Origin of the sequence: Pseudarthrobacter sp. BIM B-2242 (assembly GCF_014764445.1) — a bacterium.
In the GTDB taxonomy this organism is placed as follows: domain Bacteria; phylum Actinomycetota; class Actinomycetes; order Actinomycetales; family Micrococcaceae; genus Arthrobacter; species Arthrobacter luteus_A.
The window spans coordinates 3,397,332-3,414,257 of the sequence record NZ_CP061721.1; the positions used below are offsets into that span (position 1 = coordinate 3,397,332).

Here is a 16,926-nt window from a genome sequence, read left to right on the forward strand (position 1 = left end):
CTGCCTGCGTGTGCTGCAAGGTATTGCGGCCCTGCCGCGGGTGCCGGTGAATTCAGCGTGCGGTGGACTCCGCCGCCGCCAGCTGGTCATCAAGGTTGAAGACTTCTTCAAGGACGCGGAACCCTTCGTCGGGTGCCTGGTCCGGATTGTCGAAAAGTGCTGCCATTTCCGTCTGCCACCGGGCGTTCACTTCGGTCAACGCCATCCGGGCCCGGACTGCGTCGAAGTCGTCGCATTCGAGATAGCCAACGAGGAGCCCGTCCTCACCGAGGAAAAGCGAGTAGTTGTGCCAGCCGGCACTTTCCAGCGCCTGCAGCATGTCCGGCCACACGGCTGCGTGCCGCCGTCGGTATTCATCGATCTCCTGCGGCATAACCGAAGCTCGGAAACACACCCTCATCTGGACCCCTCGTGAAGTTTCGCGTATTTGAATCGTTTCATTGTTACGATTCAAAGTACCCGTGGGGCCAGAGGGTGTCAAGCAATTTTTCGGCCGTAGTCTTGGAGCAGGAAGCAATGCAGGCCAAGAGGTACGGAGGACCATGAATCGCTCAGCCAGCATCAAGGACGTCGCCAACCAGGCCGGCGTGGCTGTCGGCACGGTGTCCAACGTCCTGAACTACCCGGACAGGGTGTCGCCCCGGACCAAAGAACGGGTGCAGCGGGCCATCGATGAGCTGGGTTTTGTCCGCAACGATGCTGCCCGCCAGCTGCGTGCCGGCCACAGCAGGACTATCGGGCTGATCGTGCTCGATGTCGGAAACCCGTTTTTCACCTCGGTGGTGCGCGCCGCAGAGGACGCCGCCGCCCTCCAGGGCAGTGCCGTTTTGCTCGGCGACAGCGGCCACAACGCGGGACGCGAATCCAACTACATCGACCTTTTCCAGGAACAGCGGGTACAGGGTCTCCTGATCTCCCCGGTCGGAGACGTGACTGCCCGCATCGACCAGCTCCGGGAGCGCGGCGTCCCAACCGTCCTGGTGGACCGGCTCGCCGATGAGAAAAAGTACAGTTCGGTTTCAGTGGACGACGACGCCGGCGGTTACCTCGCTGCCCGGCACCTGCTGGATACCGGCCGCCGTCGGCTCGCCTTTGTTGGCGGCCCGGCGTCCATCCGCCAGATTGCCGACCGTCTTCAGGGCGCGGAGCGCGCCATGAAAGAGGAACACGATGCCACGCTGGAAGTCCTCGATTCCGACGGACAGACCGTCCTGGCCGGACGGAGCGTGGGAAACACGCTGGTGGAACGTGGGCTTGAGGACCTCCCGGACGGCATCTTCTGCGCCAATGACCTCCTGGCCCTTGGAGTCATGCAATCACTCGCCATGACCCACCGGCTAAGGATTCCCGAAGACGTCGCCCTGATCGGCTACGACGACATCGACTTCGCAGTTTCCGCGGTCGTACCGCTCTCCTCCATCCGCCAGCCCACCGAAGCGTTGGGACGCACGGCCATTGAACTGCTGGCTGAGGAACTCGAATCCGACCAGCCCAAACACAGGGCCGTCATTTTCACCCCCGAACTGGTGGTGCGCCAGAGCACTGGCGGGGCCAAAATAACAGCAGCCGCCGACACCCGGTAGGGAGCCCTCTTCAGCCTCAGCTTTTCCCGCCTTTCCGCGTCCCGCCGCACGGCTCCAGTTTCCTCTTGTCAGGCCTACAGCGTTGTGGGACTCTGCTGGAAGGAGCGAGAGGTCCGTGATTCCAGTGACACAAAGCGTGGAGATCGACGGCACTGCCGTCGACGAACTGCAGAGGTCCTTTCGAGGCGAAATCCTCCGCCCGGATGATGCCGGGTACAACGATCACCGCAAGGTGTGGAACGGGTCGATTGATCGCCGACCCGCCGTGATAGCCCGCTGCGCCGGCGTCGCAGACGTTCGCGCCGCCCTGCGGCTGGCACGTTCCCAGGGCCTGCGGACCGCCGTCCGCGCGGGCGGTCACAGCTTCCCGGGACTGTCCGTCTGCGACGACGGCCTGGTGATCGACCTGGGCCTGATGAAGGGGATTCGTGTGGATCCCGAGGCGCGGATGGCGCGCGTCCAGGCCGGTGTTCTGCTTGGAGAGCTTGATCGCGAGACGCAGGAGTTCGGGCTGGCCGTTCCCTCGGGAATAGTCACCCATACCGGCGTGGCAGGCCTGACCCTGGGCGGCGGCATCGGCTGGATCATGCGCAAGCACGGACTCACCATCGACCAGTTGGTGTCCGTTGATCTTGTCACCGCGGACGGCGAGCTGGTCACGGCCAGCGAGCATCACAACGCCGACCTCTTCTGGGGCGTGCGGGGCGGGGGCGGGAACTTCGGCATCGTCACCGAGTTCGAGTTCCGGCTTGTCCCTGTGGGTCCCCAGGTGATGGCCGGGCCGGTGTTTTGGGCCATGGAAGACGCCCCGGAGGTGTTGCGCTTCTATCGTGACTGGATCGCAGACTGCCCTGATGAGCTTATGACCGCCGCGATCCAACGGAAGGCACCGGCGCTGCCGACCGTTCCGCCCGAACTGGTGGGCAAGCGCGTTATCGCAATCGTCGGATGCTATTCCGGATCGGTTGATGACGGCGAACGGGTCATGCGCCCGCTGAAGGAATTCGGGTCCCCCGTACTCGATCTTTGCCGGCCGAAGCCGTTCCTGGAGCACCAGAAGATGTTCGATCCCTCGTTCCCGCACGGCTGGTCGTATTACGTCAGGTCCTGCGATGTCGCGGGCCTCAGCGACGACGTCATTGACATCGCCACCGAATACGGGCTGCGCATCACCTCGCCCGTCACCAGCGTGGCCATGTGGCAGCTGGGCGGTGCCGTGGGTCGGGTTGGCAACGATGCCACCGCGTTCAACGGACGCCAGGCAGGGTTTACCTTCAACATCAACGGCAACAGCAAGACCGCCGATGGTTTCGATGCTGAGCGGCAGTGGGCCCGGGACTATTGGTCGGCGCTGGCACCCCATCACACCGGCGTCTACGTGAATTTCCTTATGGAAGAGGGTGAGGAGCGCGTCAGGCAGGCGTACGGTGCCGCCAAGTACGACAGGCTCAAGACCCTCAAGCGCAAGTACGATCCCACGAACTTCTTCCGCCTCAACCAGAACATCAAGCCCGACTAAGGTCCTTACGGATCGGAGAACGTCGTGCTCAAGATGCTGCTCTGCAAAAAGAACGTGCGTCACGATTGGCACGTTGAAACCACGGTCGACGGCGGCCGGTACCGGCAATGCGCACGCTGCGGCAAGTACAAGACGGGCGGCAGCGGCCGCAACGGCAACTGGGCAGCCCCGCTCGGCGGGTAGCCGGCGGGCAACAAGCCTGCGCGCAACCGGCCCGTCGCGCGCCTCCCCCTACACAGATCGGGGCACAGATTCCGCCTCCGCCCGGAAACGTCAGCGGCCCTGCCCCGCTCAAACGGGGTGGGGCAGCACCGGTCATGCGGGTGAGGGCCGGCCATGCGGGCGAGCACCGGTCATGCGGGCTACGGCAAGCGGGGTGGACCGGTGGCGCGGGGCAGCCTGCAAGACACACTGGACGACCGCCCTGGCTTTGCTGCACACTGGATGCGGGAAAGCGCTTGCCCAGCGATTGGGAAGCAAGCCCCTTGCGCCCTTCTGGGCAGGAATGGAGCACCATGGGAACGTCATCGCCCGCAACGCCGTCACCAGTCCAGGCACAGCCCGCCGCTGCGCTGACCGGCAGGCCAACGACGCCGGCGAGGGTGGCGCTGGTAGGCGTCCACGGCTTCGGTACTCACCACCTGCGGAACCTTGAACGATTGCAGGAGGCCGGCGTCGTCGACCTCGTGGCAGTGGCTGATCCGCAGCCACCGGAACCGGGGTCCGTTCCGGAGACCGCCGCGGCCTTCCCTGGACTGGCTGAACTCCTGACGGACACACCGGACCTTGACGTCATTATTGTGGCCACGCCCATCCAGACCCACGCGCCACTGGGCCTCGCGGTCCTGGAAACCTCGGCCGACCTCTATCTGGAGAAGCCTCCCGTTGCTTCACTGGCGGATTTCGACGCACTGCTTGATGCTGCCGCGGCCTCCGGGCGGGCAGTGCAGATCGGTTTCCAGAGCCTTGGATCGCATGCCCTGGCCGCCATCGGGGAGCTCGTCGCTGACGGAACCATCGGCATCCTTGAGGGCATCTCCGCGACCGGTCGCTGGGTTCGTCCCCGCGCGTACTACACGCGCTCCCGGTGGGCGGGGAAGCGCAGTATTGACGGCATCGATGTGGTGGACGGCGTCGCCACCAACCCGCTGGCCCATGCGGTGGCAACGGCCCTGCGGATTGCGGGGGCGCGCACCAAAGCTGATGTCGCCTCTGTGGAAACCGATCTCTACCGCGCCAACGACATCGAATCAGATGACACGTCCGTAGTCCGGATCCGCACCGCTACGGGGCTGCCCATCACCTGCGCCCTGACCATCTGCGCCAGCGAATCAGTGGAACCCTACGTGACCCTGCAGGGCTCAGCAGGCACGGCAGTTTTCCACTACACCGAGGACCGCCTCGTCGTGACAACGGCAGAAGGGCAGTCAGAAACCACTTTTGGCAGGGACGATCTCACCGAGAACCTGATCGCGCACCGTGGAGGGGACGCCAAACTGATCAGCCCTATCGCGGACAGCGGCGCCTTTATGCTGGTCCTCGAAGCGATCCGAACAGCGCCTGCACCCACCCGCATCGCGCCGGAGTACATCCGCTGGGAGGGCGTCGGCGGCCAGGCGAACGCCGTGGTGGTAGGGATCGAAGACGCCCTGGAACGGGCAGCCACAGGACACGCAACGTTCAGCGAACTGGGGCTGCCTTGGGCGAACCACTCTTAATGACGCCCTCAAGCTAAGCTTCCCCGGGAACAAGGGACCGGCCGGTCTATGCGGCAGACAGTCCGGTCACGGAGCCGCGGATCTGGACCTTCCCTGCAATCAAGGCTCAGCGGTTTAGCGCCCCTTAGGCCTGGCATTCAGCCACAGCAAGAGACCGACAGCGGCCGCGGACACCATGGCCAGCGCACCGGTGACAACCAGGCCGGTCCGCACGCCGAACTCCTCGGTCAGCCAGCCGGCCAGCAGCCCGCCGAGGGCATGCCCGCCCAGAAGCAGCGGCAGGTAGAGCGCCATCACCCTCCCCCGGACCTCGGGGCCCGCCTCCAACTGCACGGCCGTTGCTGCGCTGGTCAGGAAAAGCAGGGTCGTCAGGCCCACCACGACGAGCATCACGATGAAAAGAACCAGCGTGGGCATCAGTGCGGCGATCAGCTGCGAGAGCCCAAAAAGGCCGGCGGCGGCGACGATTCCCTTGCGGCCAAGGGTCTTCAACCGGGCAGCCAGGAGTGCGCCGGCAAGAGCGCCGGCAGCGCTCACCGTATTGAAAAGCCCGAACCCGGCGGCTCCGTTGTGCCACACCCGTTCGGCGAAAGCTGCCAGGACCACCGGCCCGTTCATGCCAAATGCCCCCAGCAGCCCGGCCAAAGTAATGATCAGGAGCAGCGATGGCCGCTCACGGACGTACCGGAACCCCGCCAGCAGCTGACCGCGTCCGCGCGATGCCGGGGCGCTGGCGTGCAGGAGCGCCGGGCGGACGGCGGCGATCATGCCCAGCACCAGCAGCGAAAGGACGGCGTTGGCGGCGAAGGCGGCGGCAGATCCCGCCTGCGCGATGACCACCCCGCCCAGTGCCGGCCCCAGCATGGCACCGAACTGGCCGATAGCATTGTTGACGCCGATCGCGGGCCTCAGCCCGGCGTCGCCCACCACCTCGTTGACGAACACCTGGCGGGCCGGCCCATCGATGGCCGACGTCACGCCCAGCGCCACGCAGCTTCCGTACACGGCCCAGACCGTGATGTTGCCGCTGGCCGCCCAGGCCGCCAGGCCGATGGCCAGAAGCGCGATCACCGACTGGCAGACCATCATGATGCTGCGCTTGGGGAAGATATCCACCAGCAGGCCGCTGAGCGGGCCGACGATCAGCATGGGGAGGAACTGCAGAGCGACGGCGATACCCACCGCCGCAGGACTGCCGGTGAGTTGGAGCACCAGCCAGTCCTGGGCCAGCCGCTGCATCCACACGCCCATGCTGCCGGCCAGTGTCATGCCCAGGAACAAGCGGTAGTTATGCTGCGTCAGCGGGTGGTACCACCGGACCGGTGGCTGAGGTGAACGAAGGGATTCTGCGGACTGCGGGCGGTCGGAAGACACGACTGGGCTCAACTCGCTAGTGATGGAAAGGTCTCGTAAGAGGTTGGAGACGGAGAGAACAAGTTCCTAAGCGCGGGCGGACCGCATTTTGACCGCAGCCGCCGCCAGGATCAGCGTGCCCGGAACCACCACAAACAGGGCTGCGAGCATCCAGACAAAGACCACGGACGCGAACAGCGCCGCGGCAAGAAGGAGCGAGCCCGTCCAGTCACGCAGCGTCAACGCTTTAGCGGTACTAATGGCCGAGTGCCATGCTCCCGGCGCAGCGGATCCCCCGCCGGGAACGGCGGAATCGCGACCGTCAGGCCAGGCAGCTGCAGTGCGCAGGAGCAGGATCGCGCCGGCCACTGCCAGGACCAGCGTGGCCGGAAGGACCACCGCACTGCCCGGCAGCTGCCCCACTGTTGCGAGCAACAGGTTAAGGACAATCACGACGGCGGCTCCCGCCGTCGTGATTCCCAGCTTCCAACTGCCGGGGAGAGCAGCGCGGAAGGTGGTCCACAGGGAACGGACGGAATCGTCGCGTCCCGAAAGATGCCGTTCCAGGTGGGCGATCCCCGCCGCATACGCGGCAGGGATCGTAACCAGCGGAACGGACAGCACCAGCACCAGCAGCCCGGCGAGGAGGGTCTCGGAAAAGAGTGCGAAGCGGTTCACCGGGATGGGATCACTCCGGTCGGAGTCGGCTCTGGTGCTGTCCATGATGCTCATTTTTCTGTATCCGATTTCCGTTGCCGTCAGCCCTTGAGGCCCTGGGTGGAGACGCCTTCAACGATGTAGCGCTGGAAGACGAGGAAGAAGATCAGCACCGGGAGCAGCGCCAGGACGGACATGGCGATCATGGCACCGTAGTCCGAGGATTGGGTCTGGTCCACGAAGAGGCGCAGCGCCAGGGGCAGCGGGTACTTTTCCGGGGTGTTCAGGTAGAGCAGGGGGCCCAGGAAGTCGTTCCAGCTCCAGATGAAGGAGAAGATCGAGGTGGAGATCAGGGCCGGTTTCATCAGCGGGAGCATGATGGCGGTGAAGATCCGGACGTGGCCGGCGCCGTCGATCCTTGCCGCTTCGTCCAGTTCTGCCGGGAGGTTGCGCATGAACTGGACCATGAGGAACACAAAGAACGCGTCAGCGGCGAGGAACTTGCCGATCAGCAGCGGAACGTAGGTGTCCACGAGGCCCAGCTGGTTGAAGACGATGTACTGCGGGATGATCACCACGTGGAAGGGCAGGAGCAGGGTGGCGATCATCATCCCGAAGAAGATGCTGCGGCCAGGAAACTTGATCCGGGCGAAGGCGTAGGCCGAGACGGACGCGGAGAGGATGGTGCCGACGACGGCACCGATGGCCAGGACCAGGGAGTTGGTGAAGAACTGCAGGGTGGAGACCCCGCCGATCCCGTCCATGGCCGTCACGAAGTTATCGAAGCTGAAGTTGTTGGACCACAGCGACGTGTTCGCGCCACCGATCTCGGCGTTGGGTTTGAAGGCTGAGGCAACCATCCACAATGCCGGGTACAAGACGACTGCGGTGAGCGCGAGGGCCACGATGTGGAAGATGGTGTTCTTGACCCGCTTGGCCGTGGCCGACTCGGATTTGGGGTTGTAGTGCGGCACCTGGTCGTCCGGGATGGACTGGGTGGGGGTTGCCAAAGTTGTCATTTAGAATCACCGCTGTAGTGGACCCAGGACTTGGAGGTTTTGAAGAAGATGAGGGTGATAACGCCGACCACGACCACCAGGAGCCAGGCCATCGCCGAGGCGTAGCCCATCCGGAAATCGGAGAAGCCGCGCAGGTACAGGTAGAGCGTGTAAAAGAGGGTGGAACCGGCCGGGCCGCCTTCACCGTTGGAGATGATATAGGCCGAGCTGAAGATCTGGAACGCGTGGATGGTTTCCATCAGCAGGTTGAAGAAAACAACCGGGGAGAGCATGGGCCAGGTGATGTTGAAAAACTTCCGCACAGGGCCGGCGCCGTCCATCGACGCCGCCTCGTAGAGGTCCGCCGGGATCTGCTTGAGGCCGGCGAGGAAGATCACCATCGGCGCACCGAACTGCCAGACGGTCAGCAGGATGAACATGGCCATGGTCATGGACGGGTTGCCCACCCAGCCGCCGAGGTTGATGCCGAAGAAGGACAGGCCCTGGTCCACCGGGCCGGCATCGCCGAACATCGCCTTCCACACGATCGCGATCGAGACCGACGCTCCAATCAGGGACGGTGCGTAGAACGCCGAGCGGTAGAAACCCTGTCCCTTGCGTGCACTGTTCAGCAGCATCGCCACCGCCAGTGCCGCCGCGAGCTTGAGTGGGGTACCGAACACCACGTAGCCCACGGTTACGCCCACGGACTGCAGGAACCGCTCGTCCTGGAACATGGTGACGTAGTTATCCAGCCCGATCCATTTGGGGGCGTCAAAGAGGTTGTAGTTGGTGAAGGACAGGTACAGCGAGGAAATCATCGGGCCCACGGTCAGGGCGATGAATCCCAGCAACCAGGGCAAGAGGAAGGTGTAGCCGGCGCGGGCGTCCGCCCCGCTCCGCTTGGACGTGGGCCGGCGCGATGTGCGGGGCTGCGAAGGAGCGGAGCGCGGCGGGCGCCTGCTCAGGGTTGGGCTTTGAGTCACGATTTCAGTCCGTCAGTTATGAGCGTCGGGCAGGCAATACGCTGCTCAGGCGTTCTGCTTGATGAGGTCTTCAGCTTCCTTGAACCAGGCGTCTGCTGCACCGTCCACGGTCAGCTTGCCGTAGTTCAGATCGGAGGCGACGCGCTTGAACGACGACTCGAGAGTGCCGAAACCGACGATGGGCGGCTCGGGGGCATCCTTGAGGTACTGCTCGATGGACTTCTCGTAGTCAACAACCAGCTTGTCGGTCCCTTCGAAAGTGGTGCCGTCCCGCTGCGTTTTGGATGCGGGAACCCCGCGGGAGGTCTTGAAGATCTGACCCACCTCGGGATCGTTGACCATAAAATCGATGAACCGGGCAGCAGCGTCCTTGTACTTGGTCTTGGCGCTGGCCACCATCAGCATGGAAGGCTTCAGGAACAGGCCCAGGTTGTCCGCGTCGTCCGACGGAACCGGGACGAGCTTGAGCTCCTTGGCGCCGCTGTCACCGAGGTAACTGGCCATGAAGTTGTCCCACGTGACTTCCGAGCCGGTGACGTTTGAGCCGAACGGCGACTTGGGAGCAAGCTGGGTGACGCGTTCTTCGGAGACGATCGCAGGGGTGCCGCGGAGCTCGGCGGTGACGTTCCACCACTTCTTGAGGTCATCCTTGGTGAAGCCGAGCTTGCCGTCCTCGGTGAAGGCCTCGATGTTGTTCTGGCGCAGCCAGATGTTGAACATCCACCAGACGGAGGTGTAATCCGTGGCGCCGAACAGTGCACCGTTTCCCTTGGCCCCCACCTCGGCGAGGAACGCGTTGTAGTCCTTGTAGGTCCACTTGCCGGTCGGCTCTGTGATGCCCAGGGAGGCCAGCTTGGCGGGATCGTAATAGACGGCAAACGCGTTGGTGCTGGTGGGGATGCCGTAGGTCTTGCCCTTGATCTGGCCGGACGGCAGAAGGGACTTCTCGAAGGCGTCCGTGTTGATCTTGACGGTGCCGAGATCCAGGAGCTGGTTGCGCTGGCCGTAGTCCCGGAGGTAGGACAGGTCCCACTGCATCACGTCCGGCAGGCCGCCGCCGGCAGCCTCCGTGGCGCGCTTCTGCCAGTAGCCGGCAAAGTCAGTGAAGTTGCCGTTGACCTTGATGTCCGGGTTTTTCCCCTCGAAGAGGGCAATCGCCTTGCGGGTTCGCTCGGCGCGGTCGTCGTTGCCCCACCAGGTGTAGTTGATGGTGACGGGGTTCTCCGCAGAGCCCGTCTGGCTCGCTGCGGGTGAGCCGCAGGCCGCCAGAGCCGCGGCCGATGCCGAACCGATCGCTACCGTGGTGATGAAACTTCTCCTGCTGATCATAAGAGCCTCCTTGCTCGGGTTGTGCAAACCATTCGCTCCGGCAACTGCAGGTTGTGAGCTGGCTTACACGCTTTCTGAATCGATACAATACGGGCATTCCCCGGATTGGGCAAGCGTTTTCCCAGGGCCGTTATTGCGATACGTTTAGTCCATCCCGCAGACCAAGGAGTCCCATGACCAGGCAAGGCAATTCCGTCCCCGCCAGTATCTGGAGCAACGTGGAAGGGATCGCTTACGGCGGCGATTACAACCCGGAGCAGTGGCCGGTCAACGTCCGGCTCGAAGACCTCGAGCTGATGAAGGAAGCCGGCGTCACGTTCCTGAGCGTCGGGATTTTCTCCTGGGCTCTGTTGGAACCCTCCGAAGGCCAGTACAACTTCGGCTGGCTGGACGAGGTAATGGACAACCTGGCCGCCCACGGAATCAAGGTGGCCCTGGCTACGGCAACGGCGGCACCACCGGCGTGGCTGGTCCGCAGGCACCCGGAAATCCTCCCCGTCACGGCTGACGGGAGCGTGCTGGGACCGGGCTCACGGCGGCACTACACGCCGTCGTCGGCCGTTTACCGCCGGTACGCCAGCGGCATTACCCGCGTCATCGCCGAGCGGTACAAAAACCACCCCGCTCTGGCGCTCTGGCATGTGGACAACGAACTGGGCTGCCACGTTTCCGAGTTCTACGGAGCCGAGGACGCGGCGGCCTTCCGGGCGTGGCTGGAGCGGCGATACGGCAGCATCGATGCCCTCAACTCAGCGTGGGGAACGGCGTTCTGGTCCCAGAACTACGGTTCCTTTGAAGAGATTCTGCCGCCGGGCGTCGCGCCTTCAACACTCAATCCGGGCCAGCAACTGGACTTCCAGCGGTTCAACTCGTGGGCCCTGATGGACTATTACCGGGAACTGGTGGCGGTCCTGCGGGAGGTCACCCCCGGCATTCCGGCTACCACCAACCTCATGGCCTCCAGCGCCACCAAAGCTCTGGACTACTTCGATTGGGCGAAGGATCTGGACGTTATCGCCAACGACCACTACCTCGTGGCGGCGGATCCCGAACGGCACATCGAACTGGCATTCAGCGCGGATCTCACCCGGGGAATTGCGGGCGGGGACCCGTGGATCCTGATGGAACATTCGACGTCGGCCGTCAACTGGCAGCCGCGCAACCAGCCCAAACTGCCGGGCGAGATGCTGCGCAATTCGCTGGCGCACGTGGCCCGCGGCGCAGACGCCGTGATGTTCTTCCAGTGGCGGCAAAGCTTCGCCGGGTCCGAGAAATTCCACTCGGCGATGGTGCCCCACGGCGGCCGGGACACGCGGGTGTGGCGCGAGGTAGTGGGACTCGGCGCCGCCCTGAAGCGGCTTGCGCCGGTCCGCGGATCCCGAGTGGAATCGCGCGTGGCGATCGTGTTCGACTACGAGGCCTGGTGGGCAAGCGAAATCGATTCAAAGCCGAGCGAAGACGTCCGATACCTGGACCTGCTGCGGGCCTTCCACCGGTCGCTGTTCCTGCGGGGCGTATCCGTGGATATGGTGCATCCTTCAGCCCCGCTTGAGGCATACGACCTGGTGCTGGTATGCACGCTGTACGCGGTGTCCGATGCCGACGCCTCCAACATCGCGGCTGCTGCGTCCGGCGGCGCGACAGTGCTGGTGACGTACTTCAGCGGAATCGTGGACCAGAACGACCATGTCCGGCTCGGCGGCTACCCGGGTGCCTTCCGGGACCTGCTGGGCATTCGGGTGGAGGAATTCCATCCGCTGTTGGCCGGTAGCCAGCTGAAGTTGAGCGACGGCGGCGTGTCCAGCATCTGGAGTGAGCACGTCCATCTTGCCGGGGCCGAGGCCGTGCAGAATTTTGCTGAATATCCCTTGGAGGGCGTGCCTTCCCTGACCCGCCATGCTGCCGGTTCCGGTACTGCCTGGTACTTGGCGACGTTCCCGGACCATGACGGCATCGAGGCGCTCGTGGACCGGCTGCTGGCCGAATCCGGAGTTGCCCCCGCTGCTGCGGCCGACGCCGGGGTGGAGCTCGTGCGCCGCCGCGCCGACTCGGGCGGGAGCTATCTGTTTGCCATCAACCACACCCGGTCCGCTGCCGCCGTTGAGGCTGTGGGTATTGACCTGCTGACCGGTTCGGCGTTCGCGGGGACGGTTGAGGCCGGCTCAGTTGCGGTGATCGCGGAGGACTGATTCGGAGGGTTACCGGGGGGCTTCCGAACGCTCTCCGGTCCCCCTTCCAGAAGGAATGCCCGACGCCGGCCTAAATGTCAGTGCCTCACGGCAGAGTATTCCCATGGAGGCTTTGACGGAGCAACTCACGGGGAACGGCAGCCGTTCCGCTGTGCAATTGCGCGCCGCCACCACAGCTGACGAGTGTTCCCGAGGCGGAATGCGACGCCGGCAATAATGTCAGTGCCTCACGGCAGAGTATTCCCATGGAGGCTTTGACGGAGCAACTCGCGGGGAACGGCAGCGTTTCTGCCGTGGCTGCGCCTGCGAGTCTGGCGGCGGCGATCGGCGTCGTCCGCGCCGCTGCCGCCGCCGCCCCGGCCCACCTGGCCATGGCCTCCTATCTGGAGGCCGCCGATTACGCCGGCCTCACCGAAGAACTCTCCCGGACCGTGGAGTACCTCCAGATCCTCTCCGCCGGGGCCGTGGACCGCACCCGCACCCAAGCCATCGCCGACGCCGCTGCCACCCGGGCGGTCAGGTCCTGGACCACCGGCTGGGACAGCACCGGCATCGAAACCGTCACCGAAACCGACGCAGCCTGGCCCGCCGGCGCAGGCACTCCTGCTCCTGCGTCCGGGTCACCGGCGGACGACGGCTGCAAAAACACCGCCGAATTCCTCCGTCTACGGCTGCGGATCGGTGGCAGCGAAGCCAAACGCCGCCTCCACCTCGCCCACGCCATCCTCCCCGAAACCACCCTCACCGGCGACACCCTCCCACCGGCCCGCGAACACCTCGCCGCAGCCCTCACCCCCACCAGCGACACGACAGACCCCGGCACCGAAACCCTGAACCCCCTTGAGCTCCCGGCAGCAGCCGGGCCCGTGATGTCCTCCCAGGCCGGGACAATCATCAGCGCCACCCTGGACCGCCTCACACACCACACCACCGCCGAAACCCTGGACCGGATCGAACACGACCTGACCCGCGCCGCCGCGACCACCGACCCCGACTTCCTCGCCCGCCTCGCCCGCCGCTGGGCCGACACCCTCGACGCCGACGGCACCGAACCCACCGAAGAAGCCCTCCGCCACACCCAAGGCGCGTTCATCCGCAAACCCCGCCACGGCCTGCACCACCTCGAAATCTTCGCCACCACCGACCAATACGAACACTTCGCCACCATCATGAACGCCGCCACCAACCCCCGCACCCACCCCACCACCAGCCCAGACACGGACAGCAACACCGGCAGCGCCGGCACGGACAACAGCGACGGGACCGGGCAGGGCGCGCGGCAGAACACCGGCGTGTGGCAGGACAATAACGTGGACCTGGACCGGCGCACCCGGCCCCAAAAACAACTCGACGGCATCATCACCGCCTTCAAAGCAGCCCTCACCACCAACAAACTCCCCACCGCCGGCGGGAACCGCCCCCAAATCATCGCCACCATCAACTACCAGGACCTCCTCCCCCACCTCCCAGCCCCGGAAACCGGCACCGACACCGGTCCGGCCAGCGCCGACACGGACACAGTCGCAAATACAGGTGCAGGTACAGGCACAGGCACAGGCAGTTTCATCTTCACCGGACCCGCCGCGGCCGCCACCATCCGCAAACTCGCCTGCCACGCCGACATCATCCCCACCCTCCTGGGCACCCACGGCGAAATCCTGGACCTCGGCCGCAAAACCCGCCTCTTCACCCCCGCCCAACGCCTCGCCCTCACCGCCCGCGACCAAGGCTGTACCTTCCCCAACTGCACCATCCCCGCACCCTGGTGCGAAGCCCACCACATCACCTACTGGTCACACAACGGCCCCACCAGCACCACCAACGGCGTCCTCCTCTGCTCACACCACCACCACCTCATCCACAAAGAACAATGGACCATCCACACCACCAACGACACCCCCTGGTTCACACCCCCACGCCACATCGACCCCACCCAAAAACCCCAACAAAACCACTACTTCAAACCACCCCCACCACCCCAACGCGAATAAGCAGCCGTCCACGCTTACGTGGCATGCCGCCGGAACACACGACAATCACTCCAGTCGGTGGGAATCCGGTATCACCAGGAATTCCGGGAGCAGAACACTACTCGGCCGCTGCGGCCAGGACCGGGCCCGCCCGCTCCCCCATGGCACCGCCGGACGTAAAGCCCAGGACCTCAATCAGGACATCCTTTTCGCGATGTACCTCTGTCACGTTGACGGAGCGGGCCGATCCTTCAACGACGCCTGCCGGGTAGCCGTCAATGGTCACTCCCCACCGGTACACCGCCGGATCAGCAGACTCCCAGCTGACTTTGACCTCGCTGATCCGCCCCACCGTAGAGAGAACTTCGACACGGACATTAGACGGCGCTGCCAGCCGCGGGTGCGACGGTGCAGTGCTGACGCGAACTGGTGTCTCCAACGTGTCGGTACCACCGGCAATGCCGGTGGTACCGAGAATCATAAGTCCTTCAAATTCTGCGGCGTAGGTGTGCTTGAGGACCGGAGCGTTAGTGGTTCGGTCGTAGCTTCCGTCCCCGTCCAGGTCCCATTCGTACTTCACGACCACGCCCACGGATTCTGATGCGTCATACGTAATTTCCATACCCGGCATTGCGAAGTATCCGTTGATCGGCAACCTGGCCTCGACATAGTCAACATGCTTACCCAGAGGAATGGCGATCGCCTGCACCGGAGCACCCGAAGCCTGCCCCGACGGCGAGGAAGCGTCCGCGGGGGCTGGAGGTACGCCGGTTTCGGCGGGAGCTGAAAGAGTCCACGTCTGCGGCGTCGCACCTCCTCCCGGCACACCTTCGGCGCAACCCGTCACCAGGAGCGCTAACGCTAAAAGTGTTGCGGGCGCCACAGCGCGCCTGCTCAGCCGGTTGGATGCCTTCATGTTTCCCCCAAAGAAGTGACGTGCACCAAGTGGATCACGCGCGCCGCTTCCGGTCTATGGCCACATGCAGCCAGCAAACCCGCCACGACTCCGCGGGCACTTTCGACCTGGTCTCAAGAAGCACTCTTGCGGGGCAACGTCCTTAAACACGGCTGCCCCGGCCGGAACCCAAAGGTTCCGGCCGGGGCAGTGGTGACAACCCGCCGTCGTACGCTTCCTGCATGCGCCCCAGGTCCCGTCAGAGGCGCCCGGAGGGATGCACTGGCGCGTCCTTAGCTGATTGCGGACTTCATTTCGTCGTGTGCCTTCTTGCCCGCGTCGTCAGTGGAGAGTCGGTTGAAGAGGACTTCGGAGGTGTAACGCTTGACGATCTCCTGGATGGCGCCGGCGCCCTTCGGCGGCGGTGCGGGAGCCTCGCCGAGCTCATCCTTGATCTGATCGATGAACTTGACCACCTTGATATCGGCGGGGGTGAGCTTCGGCTCGATCGCTGCGCGGACGTCCGAGTTGGGGTACACACCGCGGTCTGCCAGCAGGGCCTCGCCGGCCTTTTCACTGTTGGCCAGGAAGTTGATGAACTTGGCGGTTTCCTCAGGGTGCTTGGTGCGCGATGAAGCCGACCAGAACTGGGAAGCCTTGTACCAGAGCTGCGCATCGGCAGCTTTGCCCGTGGTGGACGGGAAGCGGAGGATCTGCAGGTCCGAACCCGCAGCCTTCTCCAGTGCCGGCAGCTGGTTGGACCACCAGAACGCGAGCCCGTTCTTGCCGACGGCCAGGCCACTCTGATCGAGCGGGGCGGCCTCGGCTTCCACAACCTCAGACGCCGTGGGCACAGCCTTGTTCTCGCTGAGCTCCTTCAGGTTTGCCCACCACCCGGCGATGTCGCCCGGCTCGAAGCCGAGCTTGCCGTCGGAGGTGTACAGGGACTTGCCGTTCTGCCGGAGCCAGACGCCGAGCGAGGCTTCATCCGTGCCATAGGCGGCGGCACCGTAGGTGCCCTTCGGCGAGTTGGCGGTCACTTCGGCGGAAATGCGCGCGAAGTCGTCCCAGGTCCAGGTCGTGTCGTCCGGGAGTTCAACCCCGGCGGCCTTGAAGACTTCCGGATTGGCCAGAATGGTGGCGGCATTGATGCCGGCCGCGATGCCCGTCAGGCCCTTCTCACTCTTGCCGGCGTTGAGGGCTGCCTCGTCAAGCTTTGACGTGTCGATCTCGTACTTGGAGAGGTCCAGGAGCGCACCGCGGGTTGAGTACTCGGTGATGTACTTCTCGTCCATCTGGATGATGTCCGGGGCATCGTTGGCAGCAACCTGGGTGGCCAGCTTGTCCCAGTAACCGCTCCAGTCGCCGTACTCGGGCTTGATCTTGATGTTGGGATTCTCTGCCTCGAAGGCGGCGATGGCGGCCTGTGTGACCTGGGCCCGCTTGTCGCTTCCCCACCAGGAGAAGCGCAGTTCAACGGGTCCGCCGTCACTCTGCGGGGCGGCTCCCCCGCCGCAGGCGCTAAGGGCCATGACGACGGCGGCTGCCGCGGCTACCGCGCCTGTCTTACGGAAGCGGCGGCGTGCGCCGGAGGGTGACGCAGCTGCCGGACTTTGGTTGCCAGCAGCGTCAGAGCGGGGAAAAAGCGGCACTGGATACTCCGATCTTCTTTGATCTCGTGAGGAAGGAATGGATGAGAAAGCGTTTTCTTGATCTAATGCTACAAGTC

General features: G+C 64.5%; 14 protein-coding genes. 6 read left to right on the plus strand and 8 right to left on the minus strand.

What is annotated here, in order from left to right; genetic code table 11:
• Positions 1–52: 52 nt before the first annotated feature.
• Positions 53–400 (minus strand): L-rhamnose mutarotase, encoded by a 348-nt coding sequence (locus tag IDT60_RS15700; RefSeq protein ID WP_191079750.1) that lies wholly within the window; start codon positions 398–400, stop codon positions 53–55.
• A 142-nt stretch (positions 401–542) separates the two neighbouring features.
• Here IDT60_RS15700 and IDT60_RS15705 point away from each other — a divergent pair, with 142 nt between their 5' ends.
• The 4 genes from IDT60_RS15705 to IDT60_RS15720 all read left to right on the plus strand — a co-directional run bounded on the left by IDT60_RS15705 (position 543) and on the right by IDT60_RS15720 (position 4,820).
• Positions 543–1,583: a LacI family DNA-binding transcriptional regulator gene (locus IDT60_RS15705; protein ID WP_191079751.1), complete on the plus strand. Its 1,041-nt coding sequence runs from the start codon at positions 543–545 to the stop codon at positions 1,581–1,583.
• Positions 1,584–1,698: 115 nt separating this feature from the next.
• Positions 1,699–3,102, plus strand: coding sequence for an FAD-binding oxidoreductase (locus tag IDT60_RS15710; RefSeq protein ID WP_223883750.1), 1,404 nt, complete (start codon positions 1,699–1,701; stop codon positions 3,100–3,102).
• A 24-nt stretch (positions 3,103–3,126) separates the two neighbouring features.
• Positions 3,127–3,285: a hypothetical protein gene (locus IDT60_RS15715; protein ID WP_191079752.1), complete on the plus strand. Its 159-nt coding sequence runs from the start codon at positions 3,127–3,129 to the stop codon at positions 3,283–3,285.
• Positions 3,286–3,617: 332 nt separating this feature from the next.
• The gene (locus IDT60_RS15720; RefSeq protein ID WP_191079753.1) at positions 3,618–4,820 is read left to right on the plus strand and encodes a Gfo/Idh/MocA family protein; all 1,203 of its coding nucleotides are present in this window, start codon (positions 3,618–3,620) and stop codon (positions 4,818–4,820) included.
• Positions 4,821–4,934: 114 nt separating this feature from the next.
• Here IDT60_RS15720 and IDT60_RS15725 read toward each other — a convergent pair whose 3' ends face one another.
• From IDT60_RS15725 to IDT60_RS15745, 5 genes are all read right to left on the minus strand, one after another.
• Entirely contained in the window at positions 4,935–6,194 is a 1,260-nt protein-coding gene (locus IDT60_RS15725) for an MFS transporter (RefSeq protein WP_191079754.1), read from the minus strand.
• Between the two features lie 66 nt (positions 6,195–6,260).
• Positions 6,261–6,905, minus strand: coding sequence for a Poxvirus protein I5 (locus tag IDT60_RS15730; RefSeq protein WP_370590696.1), 645 nt, complete (start codon positions 6,903–6,905; stop codon positions 6,261–6,263).
• Positions 6,906–6,931: 26 nt separating this feature from the next.
• Positions 6,932–7,849: a carbohydrate ABC transporter permease gene (locus tag IDT60_RS15735; protein ID WP_191079756.1), complete on the minus strand. Its 918-nt coding sequence runs from the start codon at positions 7,847–7,849 to the stop codon at positions 6,932–6,934.
• On the minus strand, positions 7,846–8,814 hold the full coding sequence (locus tag IDT60_RS15740) for a carbohydrate ABC transporter permease (RefSeq protein ID WP_191079757.1): 969 nt from the start codon (positions 8,812–8,814) through the stop codon (positions 7,846–7,848). The genes IDT60_RS15735 and IDT60_RS15740 overlap by 4 nt, the downstream gene beginning before the upstream one ends.
• A 45-nt stretch (positions 8,815–8,859) precedes the next feature.
• Complete coding sequence (locus IDT60_RS15745; RefSeq protein ID WP_191079758.1) at positions 8,860–10,143, minus strand: ABC transporter substrate-binding protein; 1,284 nt, start codon at positions 10,141–10,143, stop codon at positions 8,860–8,862.
• A 173-nt stretch (positions 10,144–10,316) separates the two neighbouring features.
• Here IDT60_RS15745 and IDT60_RS15750 point away from each other — a divergent pair, with 173 nt between their 5' ends.
• Together IDT60_RS15750 and IDT60_RS15755 are read left to right on the plus strand one after the other, a co-directional pair.
• Positions 10,317–12,332: a beta-galactosidase gene (locus IDT60_RS15750; protein WP_191079759.1), complete on the plus strand. Its 2,016-nt coding sequence runs from the start codon at positions 10,317–10,319 to the stop codon at positions 12,330–12,332.
• Between the two features lie 245 nt (positions 12,333–12,577).
• Positions 12,578–14,323 (plus strand): HNH endonuclease signature motif containing protein, encoded by a 1,746-nt coding sequence (locus IDT60_RS15755; RefSeq protein ID WP_191079760.1) that lies wholly within the window; start codon positions 12,578–12,580, stop codon positions 14,321–14,323.
• A gap of 97 nt (positions 14,324–14,420) precedes the next feature.
• On the opposite strand, the gene IDT60_RS15760 is transcribed toward IDT60_RS15755, so the two are convergent.
• Positions 14,421–14,924 carry a hypothetical protein gene (locus IDT60_RS15760; RefSeq protein WP_191079761.1) on the minus strand — a complete coding sequence of 168 codons (504 nt, stop codon included), beginning with the start codon at positions 14,922–14,924 and terminating at the stop codon, positions 14,421–14,423.
• Between the two features lie 566 nt (positions 14,925–15,490).
• Entirely contained in the window at positions 15,491–16,849 is a 1,359-nt protein-coding gene (locus tag IDT60_RS15765; RefSeq protein ID WP_191079762.1) for an ABC transporter substrate-binding protein, read from the minus strand.
• Positions 16,850–16,926 lie beyond the last annotated feature (77 nt).